The sequence below is a fragment of the Gemmatimonadaceae bacterium genome (genome assembly GCA_035606695.1).
GTDB lineage: Bacteria > Gemmatimonadota > Gemmatimonadetes > Gemmatimonadales > Gemmatimonadaceae > JAQBQB01.
This window is the reverse complement of the sequence record DATNEW010000036.1, coordinates 44,054-63,281: the sequence shown is the minus strand read 5'-3', so window position 1 is coordinate 63,281 and position 19,228 is coordinate 44,054. Positions and strand designations below refer to the sequence as shown.

Genomic DNA, 19,228 nt, shown 5'->3' with positions numbered 1-19,228 from the left:
TCAATGAAGCGCAACGAAAAAGAGCAGCTCGTCACGGAGCTGAAAGAGAAGATTCAGGGCGCCACGGCGCTCTATTACACGGATTTCACCGGGCTGAACGTGAAGCGCATGACGGAACTTCGTCGCACGCTCCGGAAGGCGAAGGTGGAGTACGTGGTCATCAAGAACACCCTCGCGCTGCGCGCCGTGAACGAGAGCGGTCTCGTCGGGCAGAAGCTGCGCGGGCCCACGGGTCTGGTCGTCACGAATGATCCCGTGGCCGCGGCGAAGATCATCACGGATTTCGCCAAGGCGAACGACGCGAAGCCCGAGGTGAAGGGCGGCGTGTTCGAGGGCAAGCAGATCGACAAGGCCCAGGTGACGAAGCTCGCGTCCATGCCGTCGCGCGAGCAGATGCTCAGCGAGCTGGGGGCGAGCATGCAGGCGCCGATGGCGATGTTCGCGACCTATATGAACAGCGTGTTGTCGAACTTCGCGGGGGTGGTCGAAGCGCTCCGCGTTTCAAAACAAGATTCCGCCGGAGGCGGCAGCGTTGCGGGTGAATCCGCGGCGTGAAAGTCGGTCAGCGACCGACAGTAGCAGTACCTGACCGATCCATCGTTTGACCGACTTTTAAAAAACTTGAGGAGATTGACACAATGGCTACGACCATGAGCAAGGACGAGATTCTCGACGCGATCGGCAACATGTCCGTCTTCGAGCTCGCCGAGCTGATCGAAGCGTTCAAGAGCAAGTTCAACGTCACGATCGCGGCGGCCCCGGTGGGCGGCGCGGCGGCGGGCGGCGGCGGCGCGGCTGCGCCGGCGGCGGTCGAAGAGAAGACCGAGTTCGACGTGGTGCTGAAGGATGCGGGTGGCAAGAAGATCCAGGTCATCAAGGTCGTGCGCGAGCTGACCGGCCTGGGCCTGAAGGAAGCCAAGGACCTGGTCGACGGCGCGCCGCAGACGGTGAAGACGGGCGTGTCGAAGGACGAGGCGGCGAGCGTCAAGACCAAGCTGGAAGAGCAGGGCGCGACGGTGGAAGTGAAGTAACGCCGAAAAATTGTCATCCTGAGCGAAGCGAAGGACCTCTTGGTCCTCCGCCGGGACAGGGGTCCTTCGGGGCTTCGCCCCTCAGGATGACGAGGCTTGGGCAACTTCACTTCAGCCAACCGCGCATAAGTGACACGATCTTTAGAGTTCCTTCAAATCAGAGCTGTCTTGAGGCCCTTCTCGCAGGGACGCGCTGCAACGCGCCCCTGCGAGGGCCTTTTCGTCGCCTGAAGCGTATGCGAAACCGGGTGATCCATGGCTGACACGATCAACACGATCAAGCAGATTTCTTTCGCGAAGCTCGAGCAGGGGATGGAAATGCCCCATCTCCTCGACATCCAGACGCGCGCCTTCGAGGCGCTGCTTCAGCTGGATGCGGCTTCGCACGACCGCGAGGACATCGGTCTCGAGCGGGTCTTCAAGGACCTGTTCCCGATTACCGACGTTCACGAAAACTTTTCCCTCGAGTTCGTTCGCTACTCGCTCGGCGAGCCGAAGTACACCGTCGAGGAGTGCATCGAACGCGACATGACCTACTCGGCGCCGCTCAAGGCGACGCTGCAGCTGGTCATCAACGAGGTCGTCAACGAGCAGAAGCGGCCGCGCAACATCATCGAGAAGGAAGTCTATCTCGGCGAGTTGCCGCTGCTCACGCCGCTCGGGACGTTCGTGATCAACGGCGCGGAGCGCGTGATCGTCTCGCAGCTCCATCGGTCCCCGGGCGTCGTGTTCGAGGAATCCACGCACCCGAACGGACAGCGCCTCATCTCGGCGCGCATCATTCCGTTCCGCGGCTCGTGGGTCGAGTTCACGGTCGATATCCACGACGTCGTGTACGTGCACATCGACAAGAAGAAGAAGTTCCCGGCCACGGCGCTCCTGCGCGCGTTCGGCTACGGAACCAACTCGGACATCCTCCGGCTCTTCTTCGCGACGCGCGATCTCGATCTCACCAAGAAGCGTGAGAGCCGCACCGACGTGCGCGAAGTCTACGGCGCGATCATCGCCGAAGACATTGCGCTGCCCGGTGAAGCCACCGCCGAGGACGCACCCAAGGCGCGCACCAAGAAGGCGAAGGCCGAGCGCGAACGTGCCGAGAACGTGCTGTTGGTCAAGGAAGGCGACGAGCTGACGGAAGAGGTGTTCAATCGCCTTCGCCGCCAGAACATCGACACGATCAAGGTCTTCGCGTCGCACACGAAGATCGATCTGCGCGACGAGCAGGACGCGATCGAGCGCGGCGAGCGTCCGGTCCGCCGCCAGCTCGCGCTCGACGTGGTCGATTCGGACGGCGAAGTGATCGCCGAAGCGGGCCAGATGCTGACCGACGCGATCATCAAGAAGATTCGCAAGGCCGACATCACGAAGGTCTCCGCGTTCGTCGCTTCGGGCCGCGCGGAATCGACGCTGATCAAGAACACGCTGGCGAAGGATCCGACGCACAGCGAGAAGGAGTCGCTGTCGCAGATCTACGCGCTGCTCCGTCCGGGCGACGCGCCCGACGCGACGACGGCGAAGCAGGCGCTCGAGCGTCTCTTCTTCTCGCCGAAGCGGTACGACCTGGGCCGCGTCGGCCGATACAAGATCAATCAGCGGCTCGGCATGACCATGCCGGCCGATTACACGGTGTTGTCGAAGGAAGATTTCGTCGAGATCATCCGCTACCTCGTGGAGTTGCACGAAGGGCGCGGCCACGTCGACGACATCGACCATCTCGGCAATCGTAGAATTCGTTCGGTGGGCGAGTTGATCGCCAACCAGTTCTCCGTCGGCTTGAGCCGCATGGCGCGCCTGGTGAAGGAGCGCATGTCGATCAACACCGATCCCGAAAAGATCTCGCTCGACGATCTCGTGAACGCGCGTACCGTTTCGGCGGTGATTCAGGCGTTCTTCGGATCGTCGCAGCTGTCGCAGTTCATGGATCAGACGAATCCGCTGGCCGAGTTGACGCACAAGCGTCGTCTCTCGGCGCTCGGACCGGGTGGTCTGACGCGCGAGCGCGCCGGCTTCGAAGTGCGCGACGTGCACTATTCGCAGTACGGCCGCATGTGCCCGATCGAAACGCCTGAAGGTCCGAACATCGGACTGATCACGTCGCTCGCGTGCTATGCGCGCGTGAACGACCTGGGCTTCGTCGAGACGCCGTATCGCGTGGTGAAGAACGGTCGCGTCACGGGCGAGATCACGTGGCTCGACGCGAACCGTGAAGAGGACGCGTTGATCGCGCAGGCAAGCTCGCCGCTCGACGAGAACGGCAACTTCCTGGACGAGTTGGTGTTGGCGCGGCAGCAGGGCGACGTGCCGCTCACGCCGCGCGATCGCATCGATTATATGGACGTGGCGCCGGAGCAGCTCGTGTCGATCGCGGCGGCGCTGATTCCGTTCCTCGAGCACGACGACGCCAACCGTGCGTTGATGGGCTCGAACATGCAGCGCCAGGCGGTGCCGCTCTTGAATCCGCGCACGCCGCTGGTGGGCACGGGTCTCGAGGAGAAGGTGGCGATCGACTCGGGCGCCGTCGTGATCGCGAAGCGCGCTGGTGTGGTGTCGCGCGTGACGGCGGATGAGATCATCGTCGACGCCGGTCCGGTGGCGGCGAAGAAAGACGCGCAGACGGGAGGAAACGACGGCGATCGTCCGTTGGCGCGTCTGACGCAGCACGATCGCTATCGCCTGAAGAAGTACTGGCGCACGAACCAGGACACGGCGATCAACCAGCGTCCGCTGGTTCGGCAGGGCCAGAAGGTGAAGACGGGCGACGTGCTGGCGGACGGCGCGGCGACCGAGATGGGCCAGCTGGCGCTGGGCTCGAACGTGACGGTGGCGTTCATGCCGTGGTACGGCCACAACTTCGAAGACGCGATCGTTCTCTCCGAGCGACTGGTGAAGGACGACGTCTATTCGTCAATTCATATTCAAGAACTGGAATTGCACGTCCGCGATACCAAGCGCGGCCAGGAAGAGATCACGCGCGAAATTCCGAACGTGTCGGAAGAGGCGCTGCTCGACCTGGACGAGCGCGGCATCGTCCGTATTGGTGCCCACGTCAAACCCGGTGACATTCTGGTTGGCAAGATCACGCCGAAGGGCGAGACGGAATTGTCCCCTGAAGAGAAGCTGCTGACGGCGATCTTCGGCGAGAAGGCGAAGGACGTGAAGGATTCTTCGCTCAAGGTTCCGCCGGGCATGGAAGGCGTGGTCATCGACGTCAAGATCTTCTCGAGGATCGAGGATCAGGTCGTCGAGAAGGATCGCGGTGAACGCATTGGTGAAGTGCGCCGCCTCGAGGCCGATGAGAAGATTCGCGTCAACGAAGTCCGCGACGGCGAGCTGCTCGAGCTGCTCGACGGGCAGACGATCGCGCTGGCCCTCAAGGCGGGCACGGTCGAGGAAGCGATTCCGGCCGGCACGAAGGTGACGGGCGCGCAGCTGCGGGAGATGCGCCTGACGTCGATCGATCTCAAGACGCTTCGCGTCGAGAACAAGCGCATCAACGAGCGCGTGCGTCAGATCATCGACGCTTCGAATGAAGAGAAAGCCAAGATCGAAGAGAAGGCGGAAGAGCGCATCGACCGCATTCTGCAGCCGGATGAGCTGCCTCCGGGCGTCATCCAGCTCGTGAAGGTCTATCTCGCCGAGAAGCGGAAGGTCTCGGTGGGTGACAAGATGGCGGGCCGCCACGGCAACAAGGGTATCGTTGCTCGCGTCGTGCCTGAAGAAGACATGCCGTTCCTGCCGGATGGCCGGCCGGTCGACATCGTGCTCAACCCGCTCGGCGTGCCGTCGCGAATGAACGTCGGACAGATTCTCGAGACGCACCTGGGGTGGGTCGCCAAGCGGCTTGGCTTCTACGCCAAGACGCCGGTGTTCCAGGGCGCGAACGAGCGCGAGATCGGCTTGCTGCTCAAGATCGCGGGTGTGGTGTGGGCACAGCAGGCGCTGAGCCTCCGCACGCCGGCGCCCAAGATCACCGACAAGGAAGTTCGAACGATTCTCGCCGACGTGAAGCCGGATCTCTCGAAGGGCGAGGAAGTGTTCGTGAAGCTGCAGGAAACGTCGATCAACGAGCTCGGTGGCCGCGTGATGTCGCAGGAGACGCGCGACATCTTCCACTCGATCCGCGACTTCATCGCCGACGCGGCGAAGGAGCTGGCCGAGCGCGAGTCGACGGCGGTCTCGAATCAGAGCGAGTTCCACAACGCGTGGGTCGAGGACGACGCGACGCCGGCGAACAAGAAGGCCGAGTACAAGGCGGCGCTCAAGCAGCTGGAGAAGCACGGCGCCATGGAGCCGGCCGATCAGTTGAACGATCTCGAGCTGCCGGCGCTGGCCGGCATGCTCGGCAAGAAGTCCGAGGCGGACGTCGACGCGGCGGCGGTGGAGCTCATGCGCCTTGCCGGGTTGACGCCGTTCGGCAAGGTCCGTCTGCGCGACGGTCGTTCCGGCGAATTGTTCGTGTCGCCGGTGACGGTGGGTGAGATCTACATGCTGAAACTCTCACACCTCGTGGACGACAAGATTCACGCGCGGTCGATCGGACCGTACTCGCTCGTCACGCAGCAGCCGCTCGCCGGCAAGGCGCAGTTCGGCGGCCAGCGTTTCGGAGAGATGGAAGTGTGGGCGCTGGAGGCCTACGGCGCCGCGCACGTGTTGCAGGAGATTCTGACGGTGAAGTCGGACGACGTGAACGGCAGAAGCCGTGTGTACGAGGCGATCGTGAAGGGTCAGAACCTTCCGGAGCCGGGTATTCCGGAGTCGTTCAACGTGCTCGTGAAGGAACTGCAGGCTCTCGGCATCAAGGTCACGATGGGGCAGAGCGTCGACGGGTTCTGGGGAACCGGCATCGACACCGGCACCACGTCCAACGGCAATGGGAGCGAGGAGTAATCGATGATTGACTTCCGTAGCGCGCGCGAACAGCGTGCGAGCTCGTTCGACTTCATTCAGGTCCGCATCGCGTCCCCGGAGGAGATCCGGGGCCCGAAGGATCCCAAAGAGCGCGAGCGTCTCGAGCTTCAGGGCCTCCGCAACTGGTGGTCGTGGGGCGAGGTCACCAAGCCCGAGACGATCAACTACCGCTCATTCAAGCCTGAGAAAGACGGCTTGTTCTGCGAGCGCATCTTCGGTCCGGTCAAGGACTGGGAGTGCCATTGCGGGAAGTACAAGCGCATTCGTTATCGCGGTGTGATCTGCGATCGTTGCGGCGTCGAAGTGACCCTGAGCAAGGTGCGTCGCGAGCGCATGGGTCACATCGAGCTCGCCGTGCCCGTCGCGCACATCTGGTTCTTCAAGACGCTGCCCAGCCCGATGGGCAATCTCCTCGACATCACGCTGCGTGATCTCGAGAAGGTGATCTATTACTCGAATTACGTCGTCATCGAGCCGGGCGAGCAGGACGTGCAGGTCAATCAGCTGCTCGACGAAGACGAGTATCTCAATCTTCGCACGAAGGCGAAGGAAGAGAACGATGCGGCGTTCATGGCCGACATCGGCGCGCCGGCGGTGCGCGAGCTGCTGCGTCGTCTCGACGTGGACACGCTCGCCGAGACGCTGCGTGCCGACGTCGTCACGGAGACGTCGCAGCATCGGAAGAAGATGCTGCTCAAGCGGCTCAAGATCGTCGACGCGTTCCGCAACTCCGGCGAGTCGGGCGATACGCGCAACCGTCCGGAGTGGATGATCCTGGACGTGATCCCGGTGATTCCGCCGGATCTGCGTCCGCTCGTGCCGCTCGACGGCGGCCGGTTTGCCACTTCTGATCTTAACGATCTCTATCGCCGCGTCATCAACCGAAATAATCGACTCCAAAAGTTGATTATGCATCGCGCTCCTGAAGTCATTCTCCGGAACGAGAAGAGAATGCTACAGGAGGCGGTGGACGCGCTGTTCGACAACGGCCGCCGCTCGAAGGCGATCCGCGGTCGCGGCAAGCGTCCGCTCAAGTCGCTGTCCGACATGCTCAAGGGCAAGCAGGGCCGGTTCCGTCAGAACCTGCTCGGCAAGCGCGTGGACTACTCGGGCCGTTCGGTCATCGTGGTGGGCCCCGAGCTGCAGCTGCACCAGTGCGGTTTGCCCAAGCTCATGGCGCTCGAGCTGTTCAAGCCGTTCATCATTCACAAGCTCGTCGAGAAGGGCATCGCCGAGACGGTGAAGCGCGCCAAGAAGATCGTGGAGCGCGAATCCCCCGAGGTGTACGAGATTCTCGAAGAGATCATTCGCGATCACCCGGTGCTCCTGAACCGTGCGCCGACGCTGCATCGTCTGGGTATCCAGGCGTTCGAGCCGGTGCTCGTCGAAGGCAAGGCCATTCGTATTCACCCGCTCGTCTGCGCGGCGTTCAATGCCGACTTCGACGGCGACCAGATGGCCGTGCACGTGCCGCTGTCGTTTGAAGCGCAGCTCGAGGCGCGGTTGCTCATGCTGTCGAGCAACAACATCCTCAAGCCGTCGGACGGCCGCCCGGTCGCGGAGCCCAGCCAGGACATCGTGCTCGGCTGCTACTTCGCGACGAAAGCGCCGGTGAACTTCAACACCGTGCAGGACAAGGAACTGCGCCGCTTCACCGAAGTGGCGGAGATCGAGATGGAGCTCGCGCTCAATCGTCTCACGCGGCACAGCGCGGTGCTGTACTTCGTGCACGACGACGAGGGGGGCGCGCGCTGGGAGAAGACCACCGCGGGCCGCGTGTTGTTCAACGCGATCATCCCGAAGGAGCTGGGCTACAAGAACCACGACATGAAGAAGAAGGCTCTGTCCGAGCTCGTGTTCGAGTCCTACCGCAAGGCGGGACTGGCCGCGACCGTGCAGTTCCTCGATCGCTTGAAGGAGTTCGGCTTCGCGAACGCCACGCGCGGCGGCGTCTCGATCGGTATTGAAGATCTGGAAATTCCGAACGCCAAGGCGAAGCTGCTCGAGGAAGCGACGGAGCGCGTCGAGCGCTTCCAGCGCGCCTATCAGACGGGCAACATCACGAACGGCGAACGCTACAACAAGGTCATCGACACCTGGACGCACGCCAACTCGGACATCGCTGACGAGATGGTGCGCGCGATGCGCGAGTCGAAGCAGGGGTTCAACCCTGTTTTCATGATGTTCGATTCGGGCTCACGTGGTAGCCGCGATCAGATCCGCCAGCTGGCGGGTATGCGCGGCCTCATGGCGAAGCCGCAGAAGAAGCTGACCGGCGGTATCGGCGAGATCATCGAAAGCCCGATCAAGTCGAACTTCCGCGAAGGGCTGTCGCCACTCGAGTACTTCACGTCGACGCACGGCGCGCGCAAGGGTCTGGCCGACACGGCACTGAAGACCGCGGACGCCGGATACCTCACGCGTCGTCTGGTGGACGTGGCGCAGGACGTCACGATCGCCGAAGAGGATTGCGGTACGATCCAGGGTCTCGAAATCGCCGCGCTGAAGGAAGGCGAGGACGTGATCGAGCCGCTCTCGGAGCGAATCGTCGGTAACTTCGCGGCCGAGGACGTCGAGGATCCGCACGAGTTGGATCAGGCGGGTCGTCGTACGCTGCTCGTCGAAGCTGGTCAGTTGATCGACGAGGAGAAGGCGTCCGCGATCGAGGAAGCAGGCATCGAGACGGTGAAGATCCGTTCGGTGCTTACCTGCGAAGCGAAACGCGGGCTGTGCCGCATGTGCTACGGCCGCAACCTGGCCACGATGAACGTCGTGGATCTGGGCGAAGCCGTCGGTATCATCGCGGCGCAGTCCATCGGCGAGCCGGGCACGCAGCTGACGCTGCGTACGTTCCACATCGGTGGAACGGCGGCGCGTATCGCCGAACAGACGGCGCGCAAGTCGAAGGTGGCGGGTGTGATCGAGTACTCGGATCGCATGGTCGTCGTCACGAATCCGGAAGGCCAGAAGATCGTGACGTCGTACGAGGGCGAGCTCTCGATCAAGTCGAGCGGCGACAAGAACGCGAACGTCGCGGCGCGACTGCAGGTCCCGCTCGGCGCCATCATGATGGTGGAAGACGGGAACGAGGTGAAGCGCGACCAGGTGATCTTCACCTGGGACCCGTACACCAACCCGATTCTCGCCGACGTCGAAGGCGCGGTGCGGTTCGTCGATATCGTCGAGGACGAAACGGTATCCGAGGAGCTCGACGAGCTCACGGGTTTGCGTCAGCGCGTGATCATCGAAGACCGTGAGAAGAAGCTGCACCCGCACATCGAGATCATTCAGGAGAAGGCGGGCAAGGAGAAGCGCGTGCGCGACTTCATCATCCCGGCGGGCGCGCAGCTCACCGTGGAAGACGGACAGCGCATCTTCCCCGGAACGATCATCGCCAAGGTCGGCCGCGAAGCGTACAAGACGCGCGACATCACGGGCGGTCTGCCGCGAGTCGCCGAATTGTTCGAGGCGCGTCGTCCGAAGGATCCGGCGACGATTTCGGAAATCGACGGCGTGGTTCGGTTCGGCGAGATCAAGCGCGGCAAGCGCGAGATCTTCGTGGCGCCGATCAATCCGGACGGCTCACTGGACGAGACGCGGGAATCACAGTTGTATGAAGTGCCCGCGGGCAAGCACTTGCGCGTGCACGAAGGCGACCGCGTGCGCGCCGGCGATCGTCTGTCGGAAGGTCCGGTCAATCCGCACGACATCCTGCGCATCAAGGGACCGCGCGCGGTGCAGGAGTATCTCTTGAACGAAGTGCAGGAGGTCTACCGCCTGCAGGGTGTGAAGATCAACGACAAGCACATCGGCGTGATCGTCAAGCAGATGCTGCAGAAGGTTCGCATCATGGATCCGGGCGAGACCGAGTTCCTCGAAGGGGAGCATGTGGATCGCCAGGTGTTCCGCGAGGAGAACGATCGGGCCAAGAAGAAGAAGGAAGCGCCGGCGAAGGCGGAGCCGCTGCTCCTTGGTATCACGAAGGCGAGTCTCACGACGCAGTCGTTCATTTCGGCGGCCTCGTTCCAGGAGACCACGCGCGTGCTCACCGATGCGTCGATCCGCGGCGCGAAGGACGATCTCCTTGGTCTCAAGGAGAACATCATCATCGGTCACCTCATTCCGGCCGGTACGGGTATGTACCGGTACAACGAGGTCGACATCGACATCGCGCAGCCGGAAGGTTTCGAGCCATTGCCAACGATGGCCGAAACGTTGCCGAATGTGTTCTCGATGGCGGACGACGATGACTTCCCGATCCAGGCGCCGCGTGGCGCGGGGGCGAGAGAGGAAGGTTGATCGGCGTTTGATGAGTGAATGGAAAGAGAGGCGAGCTTCGGCTCGCCTCTCTTTTTGTCAATGGACTTCTTCGAGCACTTGCTTGCGGCCGTTCTCGAAAATCATGCGCTTGAAGGTGGCTTTTGGGCCGAAATGCAGCAGCATGCCGACTTCGATGCGCGTTGCGCGAAGCATGTTCAACAACTGCCTGGAGTCCGCGTCGTTGAGTGCTCGCCCGGCCTTTGTCTCGACGACCACTTCTTCGTTGGCCAGGAAGTCGGCGCGGTAATGGCCGATCCGTTGTCCATGGTACACGACGTCAATGGGAGCTTCGCGAACGAAAATCAGTTCGTGGCGTTTCAGCTCGATCTCAAAAGCGCCGCTGTACACGCTCTCGAGAAAACCGTAGCCCAGTTCGTCGTAGACCCGGTAGAACGCGTTGATGATGCGGCTGGTCGTCGCGGCCGCGAGCAGGGGTGTTGGCATGCCGTTACGATAAGTCGCGGGTCGACCGTGTGGCGTACCGAAACCATGCGTGGAAGATCGGAAGAGCGCAACAGCAGCAACGGCATGGACGCGGACGAAACGGACACGGCACGGGCACGGCACGGAGGCGAGAGAGGCTACGCATTCCGCGCTCAAACGCCCAACGAGCCGTGATTTTCCTGGGAGCTACTCGGGATGCGTCCGGTGATGTCCCGACGTCGTTCATAAAGAATTCGTCCGGGCTCGTTGGGCGATTCAATATCGCGGCGCCGTGAATCATCGCGTCCGTGCCGTGCCCGTGCACTGTCCGTGGTGTCCGCGTCCAACGCTGTTGCGCTCTTCCGACAACTCCCGCAACGATTTGATGGGACCCCCGACCCGCCCCGCGCATAGTCTCGAGCACCACCACGGAGATCAGACGATGCGCTACAGCATTTGGAGCAACGGCACGCTCGTCGGGCACACGGAGCTCGACGTCGAATGCATCAACGAAAACTTGCGGATGGGCTTCGTCGAGCCGGCCGAAGAGGGCCGACAGGCGCTCCTCGACGCGACAGGAGTGCACGCGGTGTGCGCGCGCCGGCCAAGTCGTCCCTTCCGCGATCCGGATCCCGACGATGAGCATGGCGCCGAATTCGAGGACGCGCGTGTTCGCCGCGAGGCCCTCAACCTCGAGCTGCGCGACGAGAACGGCGATCTGTTTCCCTGTGCGTTCATGCGCATTTACGACGGCTTCCTCGAGTGGCCGGAGACGGCGGACGATTACGATCCGCTCGACGATCCGGATCTCGACCCCGAAGAGCGCGAACGGCTCGAGGAGTTTGAGGCGGATTTCAACGCGTGGGTCGACGAGCTCGAAGAAGAGCGCAAAGCCGACGCGTGGAAGCGGGGCTACGAAGAACCTGACCTTCGCTGGGAGACGATGCAGTACACGATCCAAGTTTTCCTGCGCGAGGACTTCGGTCCGATCCACGAGTTCGATTGACCGATCCGGCCTTGACGGCGGTCCGTGACTGGGCAATGCTCGCTCCGTGCGAACCTGGATCGTCCTCCTCGGCGCGCTGTTCGCAGCCGCCATCTTCGGCACCTGGTACGCCCGCCGAGCGGGCCGAAAGGCGCTGCTCCGATTTCGCGCGCGCGTCGACCGATTCAAGCTCGCCAGCCGCAAATCCGTCCGAGACCGGCTGCTTGCCGACGCTTCGATCGGCGACGCGGTGCGTGCCTATGCCGCGGCCAACGACGTCTCTGAAACCGCCGCGTGGCGGCGCGTCGACCAGTACGTGCACGAGATCGTGCCGTTCTTCAACGTCGTCGCCTACTACCATATAGGATATCGCGTCGCCGAAAAGATTCTGAACCTCTTCTACAAGGTGACGGTCGAGCACGAGGACCGCGGCGCGATCGGGCGGCTGCCGCGTGATTCCGTGATCGTCTACCTGATGAACCACCGCAGCAACGCCGACTACGTCCTCGTGAGTTACGCGCTCGCCGGGCAGGTGGCGATCTCGTACGCGGTCGGCGAATGGGCGCGCGCGTTTCCGCTGGAGCACATCTTCAAGGCGTTTGGTTCGTATTTCGTGCGGCGGCGATATCGCGAGCCGCTGTACCACGCCGTCCTCGAACGATACGTCCAGCTCATCACGCGCGAAGGCGTAACACAGGGGATCTTCCTCGAAGGCGGCCTGACGCGCGACGGCATGCTCAAGCCGCCCAAGATCGGGTTGCTCGACTACGTGCTCGGCATCGCGCGCGATCCAGGATACCGGTCGCGCATCTTCATTGTGCCGGTCGCGGTCAACTACGATCGCGTCCTCGAGGATCGCTCGCTCTTGCGCGAGCTGGCGTCGCGCGAGGGCAGGGCGCGTCCGTCGCGCGCTGCTCAGCTCGGCGAAGTCGCGCGCTATGTCTGGTGGAATCTCGCACGGCTCATTGCGCGGCGATGGAAGCGATACGGCCGTGCGGCGGTAACGGTTGGCGCGCCGATCGGCGTCGCGCCGTGGCTCGCCTCCAATCCCGACCTCTTCGAGTTGGCGAAACCAGAACGGCTGGCACGCGTGCAGTCGTTGTGCGACGACGTCATGTCACGCATCGGTCTGCTCGTGCCGGTCACGCCCGTGCCGCTGGCGTGCGCGGCGATTCAGAGCTTCGATCGCGACTTCATTCCCCGCGATGCGCTGCTCGAACGGATGGCCGAGATGAGCGATGCGCTTCGCGAATTGAATGGGCGGGTGGTGCGGTACGATGAGGGAATCGCGGCGACGTTCGATCGCGCGTGGCGGATGCTGCGCATGCGGCGCGTGTTGGCGCAATCAGGGGACGGCTACGCGGTGTTGCCGCGAAGCCGGGAGCTGGTGAGCTACTACGCGAACAGCATCGCGCATTTGCTCGGTCCGTTCGAGCACGCGGTGCGTGTGCGCGATGCGCTGCCGGCGCCGTCGGTCGCGGGAATTCGCTGACGAATCCTTTGCTGACGCTTTCTTTGTTGATGAGTCAACTATAATCGTGACCTAGCTTGTACCGCCTCGATACGCCATCATAACGAACCGCGACGAGGCGGACATTCCCAGCGGAAGGCGTTGAGAATCCATGCGGCGCACCGAGCCTACTCCGGTGCGCCCATGAGCGTTTGCTAGTGAGGATTTGCTCATTGGCGCGCCCTCGGTCCGATCGAACGCGATCGGGCGCGCGGAGCTCGGCTCGCGGTCCACCACCACCTGGTACAACTCATCATGAAGAAACGAGTACTCACGGTCTTGCTCGGACTATTCCTGTTTCCTGCGGCCGCGTTCGCGCAGCAGAAAACGGTGACCGGCAAGGTGACGAGTGAGGTTGGTACGCCACTCTCCAGTGTATCCGTCGTCATCAAGGGAACGACGAGCGGCACCACCACCAACGATCAAGGCAACTATTCCATTCGCGCCGCCGTCGGGCAGGTGCTGCAATACCGTCTCATCGGTACCGCGCCGGAAGAGCGCACCGTGGGCAGTGCGGACGTCGTCAACGTGCAGCTGCGCAAGGTCGCGACGAACCTGGACGCCATCGTCGTGACGGCGTTCGGCCAGACGGCATCGCAGCGCGCGCTGGGCACCGCGCAGCAGACCGTCTCCGGTGCGCCGATCGCCCAGACGCAGCGCGAGAATTTCGTGAACGCGCTGCAGGGCCGAGTCGCCGGGGTGGACGTCACGAGCACTTCGGGCATTCCCGGCGCGTCGAGCGTCATCACCATTCGCGGCATCAGCTCGATCTCGAGCTCGAACCAGCCGCTGATGATCGTCGACGGGCTGCCGCTGGACAACTCGACGACGAACACCGCGAACCTGGCGTCCGACGCGCCGACGTCGGCGCTGGCATTCAATAATCGCAACGTCGACTTCACGAATCGCGCGGCCGACATCAACCCGGAAGACATCGAGTCGATCACGGTGTTGAAGGGTCCCGAGGCGGCGGCGCTGTACGGCATCGACGCGGCGAACGGTGCCATCGTCATCACGACGAAGCGCGGCTCGAACGGCGGCCAGTTCGATTACAACAACTCGCTTCGCTTCGACCAGGTACGTGCGAAACCGGATGTACAGGACGTCTACGGCCCGAACAGCACCTGCAACCCGATCTCGACGGCGTTGGCCACGCTCTGCTACTTCGGCGCCCCGTACCCCTCGGGCACGACGTTCTACAACAACGTCTCGAACTTCTTCCAGACGGGCGTGACGCAGAAGCACAACCTGTCGTTCAGCGGCGGTGCGGCGGAGAATCGGCTCAACTATCGCTTGTCGTCGGCGTTCACGCGGGCGCGCGGCGTCGTGCCGAATTCGATGCTCAACAAGGTCAACGTTACGGCGGCTGGCCAGGGTCAGGCGACGTCGTGGCTCTCGAGTGACATCTCGATGATGTACGCGTACGAGAACAACGATCAGCCCTACAAGGGCGATGACGGTCCACTCATCGGTCTTTTGGCATGGCCCGATACAAATAACGCGCAGAACTGGCTGACGCCCGCGGGCCTCCGCCAGCGCATCACGACGGTCGGCGCCGGCTCCGAGCTCGATAATCCGTACTTCAGCGCCAACAAGAACAAGAAGAACGATCGCACGAATCGCCTGTTCACCAACGCGGCGTTCACGATCACGCCGTTCTCGTGGGGCTATCTCAAGAGCAACATCGGCGTCGATGCGTTCACGACGCAGAACCAGGAATTGCGCAATCCGGAAAGCGCCATGGCGTTCACGCAGAACGGCATTCTGGACATCAACGACAACGTCACGCGCAATCTCACGGGACAGACGTTGTTCAACGTGAACGACATCTCGCTCGGCAAGGGGTTCACGATCCACGGCCTCGTCGGCAATGAAATTCAGGACCAGAAGTCGACGGTCGACGGCTCGGAGGGCACCCAGTTCCTCGATCCGAACTTCGTCTCGATCAACAACACGGGAACGAAGTACAGCCGGACGATCATCACGCAGCGTCGTGTCGTCAGCGGGTTCGGCCAGGCGTCACTCGGCTTCCGCGACTACTTCTATCTGACGGCCAGCGGCCGCAACGACTGGACGTCGACGATGCCGAAGAACGCGAACTCGTTCTTCTATCCTTCTGTCTCGTCGAGCTTCGTGTTCACCGACGCGTTTCCGGCGACGAAGCGCTTCTTCGGTTCGGGCAAGCTCCGCGCGGCGTTCGCCGAGGTGGGCCGTGATGCCGCGCCGTATTCGTACGCGACCACGCTCGAATCGAAGACGACGTCGTTCGGCGGCTACGGCTACGGCTTCTACGGTCCAAACCCGGCCCTCAAGCCGGAGTTCGCGAAGTCGTACGAGATCGGCGGCGAGTTCGGCTGGCTCAACGATCGCCTCGGCCTCGATATCACGACGTACCGCAAGCGCACCGAGAATCAGATCGTTCAGAACATCCGTGAGAGCTATGCCACGGGCTTCATCCTGTTCAACCTGAATGGCGCCACGACCCAGAATCACGGCGTCGAGGCGACGTTGCGCGCTACGCCGGTGTTGAAGAGCCACTTCTCGTGGGACTTCACCACCAACTTCACGCTCGCGCGCGGCAAGACGGTCTCGCTGCCGAACTCACTGCCGGAATCGTACAACTCCGATACGTGGCTGTACGGCAACGTGCGCGCGGGTACAGAGCCCGGCCTGTCCACGATGTCGTTCACCGGCTTGTTCTACGCGCGCAACAAGGATTGTCAGCTCCTCATCGATCCGACGAGCGGCCTGCCGATCAAGACGAGCGTGTTCGCCGACGCGAAGTGCGTCGATTCGCATGGCAACACCGTCGTGCAGGGCTACGATCGCCAGCCGAACTTCACGATCGGTCTCCAGAACAACGTCCACTACAAGCAGTGGGGACTGGAGTTCCTGTTCGACATCCGCCGCGGCGGCGACGTCTTCAACGCCACCGAGCATTATCTCACGACCCGCGGTCTGTCGACGGAAACGCTCGACCGCAACACGCCGCGCATCATCAAGGGCGTGATCCGCGACGGCAAGGAGAACACGGCCACTCCGACGCAGAACACGATCGTCGTCGTGCCCTCGCTCAACACGAACTACTACACCGGCATGAGTGAGGAGCTCTTCATCGAGCGCAACATCAATTGGCTCCGCCTGCGCGACGTGTCGCTCACCTACGATCTCCCGCAGACCAAGTATGCGCGCAGCGCGAGCGTGTTCATGACGGCCACCGATCTCCTCATGTTCACGAACTACAAGGGGCTCGACCCGATCGCCAACGGGACCGACGCGGCGTCCGGCGGCTCGGGCGGCGTCGGTATCGACTACGCCAACTTCCCGATTCCGCGCGCGATCAACGTCGGCCTTCGCGTGGGCTTCTGATCATGCATACGAAAACACACTCCATCACATCGCTGACCGAGAAGTCGATGAAACGACTTGGTATCGCGCTCGCACTGGCCGCCGTTGCCGTGACCGCGAGCTGCAAGGATTTTCTGGACGTCAACACCAATCCGAACGCACCGCAGGCCGTCGGCGCGAACTTGTACTTGTCGCCGATGGAACACTGGATGGTGACGGCGCCCGAATTCGACGGACGATTCGTCGGCCGCTATACGCAGCAGTGGTTTCTCGCCAATGGCCAGACGGCCATCAGCACGTGGGACCGCATGGGCTACGACCCGAGCTCCGACAACGGCGCCGAGCAGTGGCGCGACGTGTACTGGTCGCTCGGCCAGAATCTCGTCGACATGATCAACAAGGCTGAAGCCGAGCAGCGCTGGGACATCGCCGGCGCGGGCTACTTCATGAAGGCGTGGGGCTGGTTGGTGCTCACCGATCTGCACGGTGACATCATCATCAAGGAAGCGATGGACCCGACGCGCTCGACGTTCGACTACGACACGCAGGAGTACGCGTACAGCGAAGTCGCGCGTCTCATCGACCTGTCGATCAAGGATCTGCAACGCACCGACGGTGCGGTCGATCCGATCTACTTCGGCAAGACCGACCACCTGTTCAATGGCGATCGCACGCGGTGGTTGAAGATGGCGTACGGGCTCAAGGCCATCTCGCTCAACCATTTCTCGAACAAGGCGTCGTACAGCCCGAAGGACGTGATCGCGGCCGTCGACCAATCGTTCCAGAGCAATGCCGAAGAAGCGGTGTACCAGTACCCGTGCCAGGACCCCGCGTTCGCGGACTGCAACTTCCTGGGCACGCATCGCGGAAACGTCAACAGCTATCGCCAGACGCAATTCGTCGTGAAGCTGATGGACGGCACCGATTTCGGCGCCGTGGATCCGCGCATGAGCCGCATGCTCGCGCCGTCGAGCGACGGCAGGTTCCGCGGCGTCGATCCGACCGTCGCGGGCTATGGCGCCATACCCACCGCGCAGCAGCCGTTCAACTTCTTCGGCTATGCGGGAACCGCCGGCTCTGGTTTGTCGAGCCGCTACATCTTCGACGACAAGAACAAGTTTCCGTTCATGACGTACGCGCAGCTGCAGTTCGTCAAGGCGGAGGCGGCGTATCGCATGGGCGACAAGGCCACGGCGCTCACCGCGTATCGGAACGGCATCTCGGCGCACATCGACTTCGTGAACGCGCGCAACGCCGAAATCAGCTCGCAGTCGGCGACGCCGATTTCGAGCGCCGAGAAGGCGGCATTCCTCGGCGACACGCGTATCGTGCCGACGGATCCGAACAAGCTCACGCTCACGCTGATCATGTCGCAGAAGTACATCGCGCAATGGGCATGGGGACACAACGAGCTGTGGATGGACATGCGCCGCTACCACTACACGGACATCGATCCGGCCAGCGGCACGCAGGTGTTCCCGGGCTTCACGCCGCCGAACACCACCATTCTCTATCCTGACAACGCCGGCAAGGTCGCGCAGCGCATTCGTCCGCGCTTCAACTCGGAATACATCTGGAACGTTCCGGGTCTGTCCAAGATCGGCGCGCTCGCGCTCGACTATCACACGACGCCGCTGTGGATCACTCAACCGTAATCCGGGCCTCACTCATCATGCATAGATCTCGATTCATTGCGCTGTTGCTGGGCGTTGGTTCGCTGGCGGCACTCGCCGCGTGCGACAAGAACGGGGTGCAGGACATCTCGTCGCCGACGTCCGGCGCGTATATCAGGTTCTTCAATTTTGGCGTCACGTCGCCGGGTGTGAACTTCTATGCGAACTCGCAGAAGATCACGGCGATCAGCAACGGCGTCTGCCAGGCCGCGTTGCCGACCGACACGGCGACGATCCGTCTGTGCACGACGACGGGCATCGAGTCGACGTCAGGCACCGGCTACAACGCGGCCGCGAACGGCGCGTTGTACAGCGAGCTTGCGCCGGGCCAGTACACGTTCGCCGGCCAGATCGCGGCGACGACGGACCATGGCGTCGCCGTCTCGACGGCGAGTGCGACGCTCGACGATGCGAAGTTCTACTCGTACTATCAAACCGGCGTGTACAACACGTCGACCAAGAAGGCGGACGCGTTCATCGTCGAAGATCCGATTCCGACCATCTCGGATTACTCGCTGGCGTACGTGCGGCTCGTGAACGCGCTGCCCGGATCAACGCCGATGGTGCTGATCGGCAACAACGAGACAACGGGCGCGCCGGTGACGATCGGTGGTCCCGTCGCGTACAAGTCGGCCGGCACCTTCGTGGCGGTTCCGGCGGGTGTGTACGATCTGTCCGCAACGCAGGGTACGGTCGCGGTGCCGTCGCTGACGGCGGTCTCGTTCGTCGGCGGGCATGTGTACTCCGTCGCGGCGCGTGGTGACTATCAATCCACCGTCACGGCGAACAAGCCGGGGCTGACGAGCACGGCGAACAGGTAGAACGAACAACGCTGACCACGGACCGACGTCGGACGTTCACGGAACGGCACGGAGACGGCGTCAACGGCGGTTGACCGCTGGTGCGTGACTTGTTCAACACCCTCGGGATGCTTCGCGAATCGGAGCATTCCGAGGGTGCTTTTTTAAACAATCATTGAACTGCCGTTGACGGCAGTTCCGCCGTCTCCGTGCCTGTCGGTGGTCGTCCG

10 protein-coding genes are annotated in these 19,228 nt (G+C 62.7%); 9 read left to right on the top strand and 1 reads right to left on the bottom strand.

The window, feature by feature from the left end:
- Positions 1-3 precede the first annotated feature (3 nt).
- The 4 genes from rplJ to rpoC all read left to right on the top strand — a co-directional run bounded on the left by rplJ (position 4) and on the right by rpoC (position 10,238).
- The gene (gene rplJ, locus VN706_19985) at positions 4-555 is read left to right on the top strand and encodes a 50S ribosomal protein L10 (protein HXT17925.1); all 552 of its coding nucleotides are present in this window, start codon (positions 4-6) and stop codon (positions 553-555) included.
- Between the two features lie 95 nt (positions 556-650).
- Positions 651-1,031, top strand: a complete 381-nt coding sequence (rplL, locus tag VN706_19980; GenBank protein ID HXT17924.1) for a 50S ribosomal protein L7/L12 — start codon at positions 651-653, stop codon at positions 1,029-1,031.
- 255 nt (positions 1,032-1,286) lie between these two features.
- Positions 1,287-5,918 carry a DNA-directed RNA polymerase subunit beta gene (gene rpoB, locus VN706_19975; GenBank protein HXT17923.1) on the top strand — a complete coding sequence of 1,544 codons (4,632 nt, stop codon included), beginning with the start codon at positions 1,287-1,289 and terminating at the stop codon, positions 5,916-5,918.
- A 3-nt stretch (positions 5,919-5,921) separates the two neighbouring features.
- On the top strand, positions 5,922-10,238 hold the full coding sequence (rpoC, locus tag VN706_19970) for a DNA-directed RNA polymerase subunit beta' (protein HXT17922.1): 4,317 nt from the start codon (positions 5,922-5,924) through the stop codon (positions 10,236-10,238).
- 57 nt (positions 10,239-10,295) lie between these two features.
- Here the strand turns inward: rpoC and VN706_19965 are convergent, their stop codons facing one another.
- A complete protein-coding gene (locus VN706_19965) occupies positions 10,296-10,703 on the bottom strand; it encodes a GxxExxY protein (GenBank protein ID HXT17921.1) in 408 nt (135 codons plus the stop codon).
- 421 nt (positions 10,704-11,124) lie between these two features.
- On the opposite strand from VN706_19965, the gene VN706_19960 reads away from it, so the two are divergent.
- The 5 genes from VN706_19960 to VN706_19940 all read left to right on the top strand — a co-directional run bounded on the left by VN706_19960 (position 11,125) and on the right by VN706_19940 (position 19,019).
- On the top strand, positions 11,125-11,688 hold the full coding sequence (locus VN706_19960) for a hypothetical protein (protein ID HXT17920.1): 564 nt from the start codon (positions 11,125-11,127) through the stop codon (positions 11,686-11,688).
- A 46-nt stretch (positions 11,689-11,734) separates the two neighbouring features.
- Positions 11,735-13,159 carry a 1-acyl-sn-glycerol-3-phosphate acyltransferase gene (locus VN706_19955; protein HXT17919.1) on the top strand — a complete coding sequence of 475 codons (1,425 nt, stop codon included), beginning with the start codon at positions 11,735-11,737 and terminating at the stop codon, positions 13,157-13,159.
- A gap of 273 nt (positions 13,160-13,432) precedes the next feature.
- A complete protein-coding gene (locus VN706_19950; protein ID HXT17918.1) occupies positions 13,433-16,546 on the top strand; it encodes a SusC/RagA family TonB-linked outer membrane protein in 3,114 nt (1,037 codons plus the stop codon).
- Positions 16,547-16,548: 2 nt separating this feature from the next.
- Positions 16,549-18,180: a RagB/SusD family nutrient uptake outer membrane protein gene (locus VN706_19945; protein HXT17917.1), complete on the top strand. Its 1,632-nt coding sequence runs from the start codon at positions 16,549-16,551 to the stop codon at positions 18,178-18,180.
- A 17-nt stretch (positions 18,181-18,197) separates the two neighbouring features.
- Entirely contained in the window at positions 18,198-19,019 is an 822-nt protein-coding gene (locus VN706_19940) for a hypothetical protein (protein ID HXT17916.1), read from the top strand.
- Positions 19,020-19,228 lie beyond the last annotated feature (209 nt).

Excerpts from the sequence above, each read along its gene's own strand:
- rplJ (HXT17925.1), top strand. The coding sequence starts at position 4 with ATGAAGCGCAACGAAAAAGAGCAGCTCGTCACGGAGCTGAAAGAGAAG.
- VN706_19965 (HXT17921.1), bottom strand. The coding sequence starts at position 10,703 with ATGCCAACACCCCTGCTCGCGGCCGCGACGACCAGCCGCATCATCAAC.
- rpoC (HXT17922.1), top strand. The coding sequence starts at position 5,922 with ATGATTGACTTCCGTAGCGCGCGCGAACAGCGTGCGAGCTCGTTCGAC.
- rpoB (HXT17923.1), top strand. The coding sequence starts at position 1,287 with ATGGCTGACACGATCAACACGATCAAGCAGATTTCTTTCGCGAAGCTC.
- VN706_19950 (HXT17918.1), top strand. The coding sequence starts at position 13,433 with ATGAAGAAACGAGTACTCACGGTCTTGCTCGGACTATTCCTGTTTCCT.
- VN706_19940 (HXT17916.1), top strand. The coding sequence starts at position 18,198 with ATGCATAGATCTCGATTCATTGCGCTGTTGCTGGGCGTTGGTTCGCTG.
- VN706_19960 (HXT17920.1), top strand. The coding sequence starts at position 11,125 with ATGCGCTACAGCATTTGGAGCAACGGCACGCTCGTCGGGCACACGGAG.
- VN706_19945 (HXT17917.1), top strand. The coding sequence starts at position 16,549 with ATGCATACGAAAACACACTCCATCACATCGCTGACCGAGAAGTCGATG.
- rplL (HXT17924.1), top strand. The coding sequence starts at position 651 with ATGAGCAAGGACGAGATTCTCGACGCGATCGGCAACATGTCCGTCTTC.